Raw genomic sequence first — 12,646 nt, 5'->3', positions numbered from 1 at the left:
TCCGGGCGCCGCTCCCAGGCGCGGCAGTTTTCACGGGTCATCGATCCGAGCGCCTCTCCCAGGCGCGGCTTGTCATTGATTTGGGCGCCCCGCGCGGGGCGCGTTGATGATGGCTCTGGCTCTGACCGTTTCAACCCTTTTGAAGCGGCGCTGGCCGTAAAGCAAAGCGACGCCGCATAACATGGCCAGGTCCCGATAAATCGCCTGCCACAGGCCATGAAATGCCTCGGCCTCGGGATCGCCCGGGCCGAAGCATCCGCATTCAATGTCCAGACCCATCCATATTCCGCAGCGCAGCAGGACGATGAAAAACAGCAGAAGGCCTGCGATAATCGAAAGGCTCCCCTCGATGTCGAGGATGAGCCCGATCCCCGCAAACACCTCCAAAGCCGGCAGAGCAACGGCCACGGGCATGAGCAGGCTTTCAGGGACGATGCCGTAGGCGTCGATCAGCACGGCAAAGGTGTCCGGGTCGGCCAGCTTCAGGAGGCCGGCGTAAAGGAAAAGACCCCCGATAGCCCAGCGGACGAGCCTGTATGTCCAATTCAATAAGCTCATGTTTTTACGTCAGGGATCAGGTCCTATCGATAGTGGGGGTAACGCAGGCCTTACCGGGAAACACCTTAATCTATTTGTAAAACAAATCGCAAGTATAATTTTTGCCTATAGCATGGCCGCAAGGGGGACAGGTGAGAACTGCTGCTGATCTCAGATCTCAAAGGGGAACGATCCGGGGTCCCAGATCCAGGATCCAGGATGTTTACACCTCGTAACCCTGTCTGCCGTATCCAAGCTGACTTGTGAGGGCATGGCCATTTGGCGACGTCTCAAAACGAAGACGGGCAGTGCAGCCTTTCGGCGGTTGCTCTGCGTCCCCTGCGTTAAGGCTTTTGCCGTTTTTACAGGAATGTTGGGCTTTGAAATTGGGAATCCGGGATTGACTCGGTCAGGCCAGGAACCGGACAGCACGCCGGGCCGCGTCCTTGATATCGATCCCCTGGCTGCACTCGACGGTGCACCCCTCGCAATCGGCGCAGGTCCTGACCGCCGAGGCGGCATGAACCGCCCTTTCCGCGGCCAGGCGTGGGTCTTTATACCCTTCCCGGTACATGGCGATACGGGCCGCGTCCAGGCCGCCCGTTTGATACCGGCACTGGTCGAGGCACTTCGAGCAGAAAGAACACGCCTTCCCCTCGAGATCCGCCCGGTACGCGTCTAGCAGGAAAAGGTCGGAGAGCCCCCCCTTGCCCTTGATGGCCGCCACGTTCTCGTCCACCATCTTCCGGCTTAGCATGCCTGGAACGGCGAGGTGGACACCGGGCTGCTCCACCACATAACGAAGGGCCGACTGGTGGGGTGAGAACCCGGGGTACGACTCGCTTTTAAACCCGCCATTTTGAGTCTTCATGGCAATGATGCCCACCCCTTTTGCCGCTCCTTTTTCGATGGCCTCAAAAAGAGCGGGAGGCGACCGGAAGTTCACCGCAACCAGCACCGTATCGTAATATCCGTCGTCCATCACGGCCTCCAGCACTTCCTGCTGGTTTCCGTGGGTGGTGACCCCGGCGAACCGGAACTTGCCCTCTCTCTTCATGGCTTCCATGATCTTCTGGACATCCTTGTTCCGGATCTGTTGCCTCGAAGAGACCCCGTGGAGCTGCATCAGGTCCACCCTGTCAACGCCCAGGGAGGCCAGGCTCCGGTCCACCGAGGACCTCATCCTTTCCTCTCGGCCGATGTGAACCTTGGTGGCGATGAAAACCTTGTCCCTGATCCCGGCGACGGCCTCCCCTACGAGCTTTTCGTTCCTCCCCCCCATGTAACAGTTCGCCGTGTCGATGTATGTGATCCCCTGCTCCAGGCCATGGCGGATTGCCGAGGAGTCCCCGCACTGCATGGCGCCGTACCCCAGGACCGAGACCATGGCCCCGGTGCGGCCGAGTACCCTGGAAGGCATGGTAACTCCTTCCGTCGCACGGCCAGGCTCATCTTCCCTCGCCAGGGCTACGGAGGACAAGGGGCGAAGGGCACTGTGCGTCAAGAGCGCAACCATAAAAGAGCCCGATTTCCTGAGGAATTCGCGGCGTCTGATCTTCACCTGACCACCTCCACCACCTTGTCCAGAGTTTTATCCAGGTAAATTCTGGTGCCTTCGCTGGCCGTTTTTGACCAGGCTACGGCCTTTTCCCTTGTCATAACCGTCTCGATGCCCTTGCTTTCCAGCTTCGATGCAAATGTGTTCGCTTCATCCCCGGATGGAAACAGCCTGGCGAAGCACTCCTGCCCCCCCGGAGCGGTCCAGAGGTACCCCGGGCCGGCTTCGAGATCGTAATCCACATCCTCGGGGTGATAACCGACTTCGCACGGGGCCCTGGCGGCCTGCTGCAGAACGCCCAGAACGGGTGGAAGCGCCTCGGGCGCAGGAAGCACCCCTGACAGTACCTTCAGGAACTCCCGCGTCAAGGAAGCACCATCCTCGGCGTCCACATCGACCCTGATGAAAAACGGGCCCCTGCGAGCATAGGATGTATAGGTCCCGATGAACACAAGGGTCCCCGAGATCTCTTCGGGGCTGGCGTCACAGCCTGTGTAAAGGGAAAGGAGTCCGAAGGCGTTTTCCGGAACCCCCAGGTCGACAAGGTCCACGCTCAGGGTGGTCTCTCCGGAGCCCTCGTAAAGAGCGTAGGACAACGAGACGGCCCCGAAACGCTTGAGGAGCTCGGCTTCCCCGTTGACGTGCTCGTAAATGGTCTCCGGCGGCCATTCCCGGACATTATCCGCCATGCTCAGCCGGACAACTGTGCCGAAGGCCTCGGGGAGGACGGGACCCGCCTGGACCGGCAGGGCACCGGCCAGGAAAAACAGTATGAGGAGACGGATTATCATCATGGTAATCTGGAATAATTCCAGTTCAGATTATGATGATACAAACACTTCACCAAGTCAAGAACGGCCCCGGAACGAATCCCGGGTCTGGTTCCCCCTCGGGAATATATTACCCGACTCTTCCAGTTCAGGCCGTTACGCCATCGTGAAGATGCGGATCTTCGGTGTGCCCACGAGCCTTGAAAAATACTACCCGGTGCTCCGTCGGGAACGTCGAGTCCTGGAAAGCTCTTCGTAGAGGGTCCGGTGCCAGATACTCACCCTGTCAGATCTCATCCCCATCTGCTCCAGAGCTTTGTCAGGGAAAGGGTCCTTCGAGGCAGGGCAGGCGTGATAAAGGCCCTGGATACCCTCGGGCATGTATTCGTAGGGGTACAATCTGCACACCAGGGGGCGGGTTTCAAGATCCAGGACACACCCTTCTCCCCCAGCAGGCAGCACGAACCGTCCCGCCGCCTCTTGAGAACCCTGCGCCTTGAGCAGCCCAGGACATGATCCCTCCACGGCAGATCCAGGCCGTCTCTTTCGCACCACGACCACGGCTTTTCATACCTGTTGAATCTCCAAAGCCAACGGAATAACCTCCGGCCGGCGGACGCCGACCTAACACAAAGAGGAGGGAAAGAGTCCCCACCTCGGTAGGAAGATTGGAAATTTACTCCCTTGCCGAGCTTGTTTCAAGAAAAAAGACGGCCGGAGGAAAGGCCGGCAAAGTGCATGGGGGAATGGGGGCATTTAATAGCACGATCTGGTCTTGAGGGTCTGGGGTCAGGAGAAAAGAGGCGCCTGTTTAACCGGGGAATCAGAACGTTTCCCCGAACAGGAAGTAAACAGCGGCTGGTCCTCGGCCCAGGCAAAGTCCAGGCGGGCCTTGGCGATGTGATCGGGGGGCAGGGTCATGCGCAGGCCGGCCCCGGCAGAGACCTCGGGCCCTCCGAATCGGTCCTCGGTGACCGCTCCCGCTTCGGCAAACAGGGCTCCACTGAAGATCCAGAACAGCTTCTTCCTCGCCTCTCCCTGGAGGACATAATAGCTGTCCCCCCGGAAGCGGTTCGTGTAGTAGCCTCTCAGCGCGTAGGGCCCCCCGAGGCTGTAGCGGTGCTGGTAGCTGGGTCGTCCCCAACTGCCTGCCAGGGCCAGCCGGCCTGCCAGAACGAGGCCGGAAACAGGGGATGTGAAGATCCGGTGGTCTACCTCAGCCTGGGAAAAGGTCCTGCTCCCGTCATAGGTGGTCAGGCAGTCGGGCACGATCTTTAAAGTAAGGGTGTCGTAAACGCCCCTTGTCGGGTTCAGTTGATTGTTCCGGCCGTCGTAGTACATGCACAGACCGAATCCAAGGAAGCGTTCTTCGTATTCAGGGGGGGGCGATATCGGTCCCGTCGGTGCCCTCGAATTCGGCGCCCCGGTAGTCCAGGAAGGGGCCAAAAACAACCTTCCCGTTCTTCATGCACTTCAGAAAGTACTGAACCCTGGTCACCGCCCCCTCAATAAAAATGCTCTCCGAAGCATCCGTGTCCATCCCCTCCCCGTAATAGGGACGCGCAAAGTCGTCCAGCTCGATGTCCAGGTCAAAGAAAACGCCTTCGCCCATCCACCGCTTGAGGTTGAACTTGGTGCTGTACTCTCCGCCGGTGGAAAAGGCGAGCCGGGCGAACATCCATAACCTCGGATCCGTCGGCCGGTCGAGAAAAAAGCCCCTCCCCACACGGTCCCGAAAGTTGGTTCGTAGGCGAAGATGGGAGCCAGCGATACCCGGTCCTGTCCCGTATGGGTGCCAGCTCACCCCATTTCTCGAGGTTCTCCTCCATGCCTGTCCTCTCATCGCAGGCAACCGGACCGGGCAACCCGGCCAAAAGGGCGAGGCAAAAAACCAGGATCTGTTGCAGATACCGCCTGATAACTGACCGGCCTCTCTTCCTGGGCAAAGCCGGTGGCTTTTACAGGATATTGGCGGCCATGGTGGCCAGACGGCTCCTCTCTCCCTTGTCCAGGAATATGCTGGCCGAAATGTCCACATCGGAAAGCCTGAACTTTTCCGAGGCAACGGCAAGGCCGTTGTCCGCCGAGGTCATGTAAGGGCTGTCGATCTGGTAGATGTCGCCGGTCATGATGATCTTGGTGTTCTCGCCCGCCCGGGTAATGATGGTCTTGACTTCGTGGGGGGTCAGGTTCTGGGCTTCGTCGATCATGAAGATCCCGTTGGAAACGCTGCGGCCACGGATGTAGGCCAGGGTCTGGACATCGATGAGCTTGGCGTCGAACAGATACTGGAGGGTGATGTCCCGGGCTCCATGGGTAAGGTCTTTCCCCTTGCCGTGCCCCCCTCCGTTGGCCAGGTTGTCAACCAGGAACTCCAGATTATCGTAGATAGGCTGAAGCCAGGGGCGCACCTTCTCGTACTCCGTGCCGGGCAGTGCCCCCGGGTCCGGCCCCATGGGGATGATGGGCCTGGCGATGATCAGGCGCTTGAACCGCTCCTCGAGGACCATCTCAAGGGCACAGGCGAGGGACACCAGGGTCTTGCCGCTGCCGGCGATGCCCATGGCGAAAACGAGGTCCGTGTTTTCCGTGAGGATGGCGTCCATGAGGAAACGCTGCTTGTGGTTGCGGGGACGGATCCCGAACACATCGTCCATCTTCTCCAGCAGGTGAAAATTCCCGTCACCCCGTTCGTTTTTCCGGAACTGGACCAGGGCGCTCTGGTTCAGGTCGGTCTCGTTCTTGAGCAGCAGATAGTCATTTGAATAAGGGGAAAGCTCGGTACTGTCGCTCCTGTACCCGGCTACCGGGAGGACCTTTTCCTGGTAAAGCCGGTCGATGAAGTCAGAGGGCACCAGGACGAACAGGGTGTCCTCTTCCACGCTGGAGATGGTTTTGTTGTGGTAGTAGTCCTCGGACTCCACTCCGAGGATGTTGGCCTTGATCCGTACGTTGATGTCCTTGCTCACCACAATGGTGGGAAGATTGGACTCCTTTTGGACACTCAGGGCCACGTTCAGGATCATGTTGTCCGAAGCGGTCTTGGCGCTGGTGACCTGCATCTCCCGGGGCAGATGGACATCCTCGTCGTAGAAACGGACGAAAAGCTTGCCGCCGGCGTCGGTCTCTACCCCCTTGAGAAGGTCGCCCCGCTGGCGCAGATCGTCGAGCTGCCTGGAAAACTGGCGTGCCGCGAACCCCCTCGGATCGTAGTGCCTCTTGAAATTGTCGAGTTCCTCGAGGACCATCGAAGGGATAATGACGTTGTTCTCCTGGAAGGTTTCGAGGCAGTTGGGGGAGTAGAGGATGACGTTGGTGTCGAGAACGAAGTTTTTCAAGGGCTGTCTCCTTTCCGACGGCGTTCCGTTTTGCCCGGGCGGCGGCCGCTAACCGATGTGGTCCATGAGTATCCTGACTCCGATGGCAATGAGTACGAGCCCGCCTGCCGCCTCGGCGCTCCTTCCCAGCAGGGGACCCGTGCGGTTTCCAATGTATACCGCAACAGACGAAAGTGTAAAGGTCACAACCCCTGTTACAAGGGCCGGTGTGAAGACAGGGACCTGCACGATGGACAGGCTCATACCGACGGCGAAGGCGTCGATGCTCGTTGCGAGGGCGAGAACGAAAAGGACCGTGAGCTGCAGGGGGTCACGCTCGCCCTTCACCTCGCCCCTGAATGCGCTGACTCCCATGTGCCCGCCCACCGCGAGCAGGAGGGCAAAAGCCACCCAGTGATCCACCGCGGCGATGGCTGCCTGAATCCCGGTGATCATGGACCACCCGATGGCCAGCATTCCCGCCTGGAACAAGCCGAAAGCCAGGGGCATGCGAAGGATGCGGGGGGTCGCCGCTCTCCGCGTGATCAGACCGCAGGAAAGGGACACAGCGAAAGCGTCCATGGCCAGGGCCGTTGCAATGGAAAGGATCGCCGCTGTAGAAAGGTTGCCGGATAAAGGTGTCATTCAGAAAGGTCAGATGATGCAGTAAATGACCGCCATTGGGGACGTCCGGCATTTCCGGAAGAGGTCCTCGACGTCGGAACAGGGCTGGATCCGTGGTGAGACCGGATGAACCGGATCAGGGGTTGACCTCGCTCATGAGCTGCCGGGAAAGTTCCGGGTCCATCTTTTCCAGGGCGGAACATATGTCGGCCGCTGAGCGTTTGTCCCCGCTCCGATAGTACGTGAAGGCCAGGTCCCAATAGGCGCGCTTGAGTTCGGGATCAAGTTCGATGGCCTTTTTAAGGGCTGAAATGGCCTCCGGATAACTCTGCTGCCCGCGGAAAGATATGCCCTGCTGATGCCAGGCTTCCGCCCTTCGGGGGTCAATCTTGATGGCCACGTATACCCCGGCCAGGGCGTCCCTGTAAAATCCCAGGGTATTGTTGACCTCCCCCAGAAGAGTGTAGGCATCGTAGCTGTTCGGCTGCGACCTCACGGCCGCCCAGACCGCGTCGAGAGCCCTGGTGTTTTCCCCCTCGACCAGAAGCGCGCGGGCGAGCTTCATGTAGGCCTCGTGGGAGGAATCCCCGAGCTTGACCGCCATGGAGTAGGCGGCGGCCGAGTCCTTGAAATGCCCAACCGCGTCGTTACAGCACCCCAGGAGGAAGAAGGCCTCTTTTCGGAACCTCTCATCCGCAGTGGCTTTCTGAAGCCCTGGAATGGCACGCGCGTACTGGCCTGTCCAGTAACAGGCAAATCCCGTCATGTAACCGCCCACCGTCGTGTCTTCCCAGCTGCCATGCCGGCGCTCGGCCCAGGCCAGGTGGTCCACCGGCCGCACATCCCCGGTCATGACCTTGGAGATCCTTCCCACCGGAACCGCCCAGGCGGCGCTGACGCCGTTTTCCAGTCTGAACATGACGATCCCGACGATGACTCCGCTCTCGTTGAAGACAGGGCTGCCAACGGTGGCAAACGGGGAACCGATCTTCATCAGGAAGCCGTACATCGGCACCTTGCGGAGATCTTCGATGGTACCATCCAGAAAAGCGCCCGGCTCACAGCCTGTGCCACCCCCAATGAGGATCCTGTCGCCGACATCGGGCACCGGGGCTGATTTCGTCAGGTAGGCAAAACGCTCGGGGGGGTACTCGAGGCCCATGCGCACGAAGTTCCCCTCCACATCCTCCTCGAGGATCCGGTCCACCATGAAGGTTTCCCTTTTGACCGTGGTCACTTCCACGTAGGAACCGCCTTCCAGCAGGCTCCGTGGCGTGACGACCTCCCCCTCCTTGTTGATGAAAAATCCCCATCCCTGGCGGACAAAGATCCCCCGCCAATCATACACGGACACCTGGACCACCGACGAACTGAGCCTCTTGCGGGTAAGCCTCCCCGGCCCGTCCAGGCTCCCGTGCAGATCTCCTGCAGAAACGGCCATGATAAGGGCCGCCACAAGAAGGGTCACCCGTGTTCTGGTCAGCGCGTTCATCATCGGAAACGGTCCCGTCACCCGGACCTTTTGATCGGCCGGGCGTCAGCGTAGGGAAGATTGCCTTTCAAATGTCGCGGGTTGTGTCGGCTGCTTCCTCATCAACGGAACCCGGCCGGACCCGCCCCGCCTGGTTCCTGGCCATCAGTATAACAGCGACCCAACCCGCTTCAAAACGTTTTATGGACTGTGCCGGGTGCAACCGATTTCGGGATTGCTGAGACTGTGACTGTGGCTGTGACTGGGCTTTATCATCCTCCATCACCCTCGGCGGAAATCTCTATATACCGGTGGAGCTGTTCAGCCAGTGCGGTGTTCATGGTCGACAGTCGTTTCACCTGATGGCGGGCCTCGGCCACCTGGCCGGCGCAGCAGTAGGCTTTGCCGAGCTGGTAGGTGAGCCAGGCGGAGTCTCCACAGCTGCCCAGTCCCTGGTCGAGGATGAGGATGGCCTCTTGGTAATGTCCCTGCCGTATGCACTCGGAAGCCAGCCGATAGTAGGCACCCTGGTCCTCCGGATCGGCGCATATCGCCTGTCGATAGGCCTCAAGAGCCTCCTCGCCCCGGTTGGCCCTGGAACAGGCCTCTCCCAGGTCCTTCCAGGCATCGGCCATCTCCGGATTCAGTTCCAGCGCCGCCCTGAGCGCATCAAAAGCTTCCGACAGGCTCCCATTTCTCAGGTACGCGTAACCCAGGAATCGAAGCGCGTCCGCATCGGTGGGGTCAAGGGCGGTCGCCATACGGAGCGATTCGATGGCAGATTCGAATCGACCCTGGCTCAGGTAGGCGATACCCCTCTCAAAATGGGCGCATTGGCAATCGGATTGCCGTTTAAGCGCCCGCCGGGCCTCGTAAACAGCCTTTGCGTGGTCTCCCCGCAGGTTGCTGAGGCGGGCGAGAAGAAGGTATCCTATGGGTTTTTCGCCCTGCTCTGTGATCACCTTTTCGCTGAACTTTTTTGCCTCGTCATATTGACCTGTCTCCATGTAAGCCCAGGCCAGATGCTGGTATATCCGGCACGTCACCACACCGTTTTCAATAGCGCTCTTGAGCGCTACGATCGTCTCGGGCAGCAGGTTCATGGCCAGGTAAGATTCTCCCAGGAGGGCCGCCACAGCGCCATCCATGGTTCCGGCAGATCCAAGGGCCGGCTCGAGAAGCTCGATAGCCCTGCCATGGCGACCGGACCATATCTCCGTTTGCGCCTCCACGTATCGGGAAACAGTGCCCTTGGACCACCTTGCGGGGTGACCGGAGGACCATTGCCCGAGACTCTCTTTGCTGGATCTCATTCCGACAACCCTTACGATGACCTCGGTGGAGACCACGACACCCGCACCCTGACCATCGGCCCCCCGGATCACAACCGCTACAAGGGCTCCATCTTCCGCATAGATCCCCCCTCCCGGAGGCGGAAGCGCCTGGGAGGCTTCCAGGTGATAAAAACCGGACAAATACGGGATCTCCCTGATCGACTTTACGGTGCACTGCGTACGAACCGTAGAACCATCACTGCCGACCGTGATCACGGTGATCCCCTGACCCTCCGCAGGTGCGGGCTTGACCGAAAGTTTTCCGGCGGACCCCGGTGCCGCCCTTCCCAGACGTATCCGGGCAAGGCCGCTCGCTTCGTCCACCGCTTCGACCTCCTCGATGGGGATCGCCTTTCCGCCGGGGAGAACCACGGTGGCATGATCTGCTTCTTCGAGCATCGACACGGGGACAATAGAGATCCCCCTGGTTGAGACGATGCAGCCCTGACCTGTTGTCAGCGTTCCATTGGAGTTATTGATGGACGAAAAGTGGAAAGGCGAATGGGCGGGCAAGGGCTCAGCGCGGGCTGTAATGCTCGACAGGCACAGCCACACCGGCACAATGGCAGCTATCAGGGCTGCGAACAAGTGGAACGGTAACCTCCTCCTCATGACCGCGACACCCCCTTTCCCGCTGCGGTCGTGTTTCTATTATACCTCAATCAGTGAGGGTTTGCGGGGAAAAAAGGGGGGGGAGGGGGGATCCGCCGCCGCCAAGGCTATGGCGGACAGGGGGAGAAGCCGGAGGCCCTGAGCCTGCCGAAGGGGGAGGAGGCAGGAGGGAGGACCCTCCTACGCTAAAGCTACAGAGGGCAGGGGCAATCATACTCCTCCGGCCTGCGGCAATGTCAAAAGTTTCGGGTAACAGGTTTTAGGTTTTTCGTGACAAACAGGAGCTGTGGACCCCTTAGTGTCCCCTTCGGGGATGGTGGAAACCCCTCGCCTTCAGGCGAAGCAGGTTTTCCTGAAGTCCCCGAAGGGGACGATGGTTTGCCATCCCCCGACTGAAGTCGGGGGGATTCCGACGATGGATTGTAATTTGAAGTACCGCCGTCTGAAGACGTCGGTATCAAGTGGCGCTTCAAGTCGAATGCATTCGACGCGCCACTTCAAGCCCTCGGCTTACAGCTGAGGGTCTAGCTGACTTCATAGCACTTAGCTCTTAGTACTACTAGAATTCACCAGTACGAATCCTGCCGAATTCTAGTACCAGATCGCCATCTCGAGCCCTTTTTCATCCCGGGGAGGACGGTCGGGCAGGCAGCCGGCCTCGCCCCTGAAGAGCCTCATGGCGGTCCAGGCACAGGCATAGGCGTCGAGGACGTCGTCCGGGCCCGCCTCCCGGGTGGGAAAGCGGGACAGCCCCTCGGGAACCTGGTAGAAGAAGCTGCCCAGCAGCCGTGTTCTCTCATCGCGCCCCGTCGCCTTCTTCTTGGTTTCGGCAGCCGGGACGAGCCCTGCCATAGTGAAAAAACAGATCTCGGGATGGACCTCCCTTATCCGCTTCTGGAGGTCAGGGGTCATGATCCGGTCCAGCTCACGGACCTTGGGGAGGATCCCGAAGGTTTGCAGGTTAAGGCCGAACTCACGACCCTGGTCAAAGGTTTCACACTCAAGGGAGGGCCTGACCGGCGGTGAAAAAACGCTCGCCGAGCGAGGGCGCCCCAGGACCTTTCGCGCCGCCCTGTCGCACTCACGTCCGCCTTCTTCGGGTTCTTCAAGGAGCCCGATGGGAATATCCACCCCTACAAAGCCGGGAGGCTCTTTAACGGTGAAGATCTCCTCGAACCGCCCGAAACGATAGTGCCGTTCTTCGACGATCTCCTCGTAAAAGGTGACCAGCACTGCCAGCCAGCCACCCGGGCAGCTGTCAATGCCTGCGACTATGGGCATAGCGATCCCCTTCGTCGCAGGGCAGGGAGGAGGGAGGAGGGAGGAGGGAGGAGTTTTTTTGCCGGCTGCTGACAGCTAACTCGACCAGCGGCTTTGCATCCGTCGCTTCCATGTATACACCATACCATAGCAACCCGTTTCCATGTTAATATGCGCCCACTCAACGCAGGGGAAAGGAAAGATGATGACTGACATTGAAAAACATCTCGATGAACTTAAAAGCGCCGCCGAGGCGGGCAACGCTGAGGCACAGACGCAGCTCGGGCTCCTCATGGCCACGGGAGAGCACCTTGACGAGGATCTGGAGGGGGCCTTTTCGTGGTTCCTGAAGGCTGCCCAACAGGGTGAGGTCACCGCCATGTTCAACCTCGGGATCATGTTCGATAAGGGTCTCGGTACCCGTGCCGATCCAGGAGAGGCAGCCCTCTGGTTCTGGCAGGCCGCTGAGCAGGGGGACCTCGGGGCCAGGATGAAACTGGGGTCCATGATCATCCTGGGGCGGGGATTTACCGAGGGGTCTTCGGCGATCAGAGCCATCGCAGCGTCCGCCGAAAAGGGTCACCCCTACGCCCAGGCGTTCCTGGCAAAGCTGTACCTGGACGGGCTCGGGCTCGGGCAGAGCGACGAGTTGGCGGAAAAATGGTTCCGGCTGGCAGCCGAACAGGGGGACGAGAGCGCTATCTTCAACATCGGTGAGATGATGGCCGAAGGACGGGGCATCATCACCCCTGAAGAGGAGATCACCCGGTGGTTCTTCGATCTCGGTATGCGGTTCATGCAGACAGGCGACCTGATCAAGGCGTTCGACTGTCTGGTCAACATCAAGCGGATCGATCCCGGAAACTTCCTGGCCCAGCGCCTGGAGGACGAAATAGAAAGGGCAAACCAGGCCCAGATGAAGAGGGACTGAACGAAGTTCAGGGCGCAGGGCGCAGTGAAACCGTTCGACTTGACGACTGCGCTAAAGAGCAACTCTCTTCGCCTCTTCCCCTCTTCCCCGTGTCTCCGCGTCACCGTGTCAGGGGTTTCTCCCTTCTCCCTCCTGCCTTCTGCCTTCTGCCTACTCCCTAGCCCGCATTATTCATGATGCAAATGAGATGTCAGCTAACTGTGTGGCAATTAAAGATAAATGGGAATGGCAC

General features: G+C 59.7%; 12 protein-coding genes. 1 reads left to right on the top strand and 11 read right to left on the bottom strand.

The window, feature by feature from the left end:
* Positions 1-72: 72 nt before the first annotated feature.
* The 11 genes from P1S46_08895 to P1S46_08845 all read right to left on the bottom strand — a co-directional run bounded on the left by P1S46_08895 (position 73) and on the right by P1S46_08845 (position 11,504).
* On the bottom strand, positions 73-558 hold the full coding sequence (locus tag P1S46_08895) for a DoxX family protein (GenBank protein ID MDF1536602.1): 486 nt from the start codon (positions 556-558) through the stop codon (positions 73-75).
* 388 nt (positions 559-946) lie between these two features.
* The gene (locus P1S46_08890) at positions 947-1,957 is read right to left on the bottom strand and encodes an aldo/keto reductase (GenBank protein ID MDF1536601.1); all 1,011 of its coding nucleotides are present in this window, start codon (positions 1,955-1,957) and stop codon (positions 947-949) included.
* Between the two features lie 137 nt (positions 1,958-2,094).
* Positions 2,095-2,889 (bottom strand): hypothetical protein, encoded by a 795-nt coding sequence (locus P1S46_08885; GenBank protein ID MDF1536600.1) that lies wholly within the window; start codon positions 2,887-2,889, stop codon positions 2,095-2,097.
* Between the two features lie 186 nt (positions 2,890-3,075).
* Positions 3,076-3,390, bottom strand: a complete 315-nt coding sequence (locus P1S46_08880; protein ID MDF1536599.1) for a hypothetical protein — start codon at positions 3,388-3,390, stop codon at positions 3,076-3,078.
* 264 nt (positions 3,391-3,654) lie between these two features.
* Positions 3,655-4,206 (bottom strand): BamA/TamA family outer membrane protein, encoded by a 552-nt coding sequence (locus P1S46_08875; GenBank protein ID MDF1536598.1) that lies wholly within the window; start codon positions 4,204-4,206, stop codon positions 3,655-3,657.
* Positions 4,207-4,240: 34 nt separating this feature from the next.
* The gene (locus P1S46_08870; GenBank protein MDF1536597.1) at positions 4,241-4,543 is read right to left on the bottom strand and encodes a hypothetical protein; all 303 of its coding nucleotides are present in this window, start codon (positions 4,541-4,543) and stop codon (positions 4,241-4,243) included.
* Between the two features lie 280 nt (positions 4,544-4,823).
* On the bottom strand, positions 4,824-6,203 hold the full coding sequence (locus P1S46_08865; GenBank protein ID MDF1536596.1) for a PhoH family protein: 1,380 nt from the start codon (positions 6,201-6,203) through the stop codon (positions 4,824-4,826).
* A gap of 48 nt (positions 6,204-6,251) precedes the next feature.
* On the bottom strand, positions 6,252-6,827 hold the full coding sequence (locus P1S46_08860) for a manganese efflux pump MntP family protein (GenBank protein MDF1536595.1): 576 nt from the start codon (positions 6,825-6,827) through the stop codon (positions 6,252-6,254).
* 115 nt (positions 6,828-6,942) lie between these two features.
* Positions 6,943-8,301, bottom strand: a complete 1,359-nt coding sequence (locus P1S46_08855; GenBank protein MDF1536594.1) for a tetratricopeptide repeat protein — start codon at positions 8,299-8,301, stop codon at positions 6,943-6,945.
* 248 nt (positions 8,302-8,549) lie between these two features.
* Complete coding sequence (locus tag P1S46_08850) at positions 8,550-10,199, bottom strand: tetratricopeptide repeat protein (GenBank protein ID MDF1536593.1); 1,650 nt, start codon at positions 10,197-10,199, stop codon at positions 8,550-8,552.
* 615 nt (positions 10,200-10,814) lie between these two features.
* Positions 10,815-11,504, bottom strand: a complete 690-nt coding sequence (locus tag P1S46_08845) for a DUF429 domain-containing protein (GenBank protein MDF1536592.1) — start codon at positions 11,502-11,504, stop codon at positions 10,815-10,817.
* A gap of 181 nt (positions 11,505-11,685) precedes the next feature.
* Here P1S46_08845 and P1S46_08840 point away from each other — a divergent pair, with 181 nt between their 5' ends.
* Positions 11,686-12,414, top strand: a complete 729-nt coding sequence (locus tag P1S46_08840) for a tetratricopeptide repeat protein (protein ID MDF1536591.1) — start codon at positions 11,686-11,688, stop codon at positions 12,412-12,414.
* Positions 12,415-12,646: the final 232 nt, after the last annotated feature.

This window comes from bacterium (genome assembly GCA_029210545.1).
In the GTDB taxonomy this organism is placed as follows: Bacteria; BMS3Abin14; BMS3Abin14; order BMS3Abin14; family BMS3Abin14; genus JARGFV01.
The sequence above is the reverse complement of the archived record's forward strand: the minus strand, read 5'-3'. Positions and strand labels throughout refer to the sequence as shown.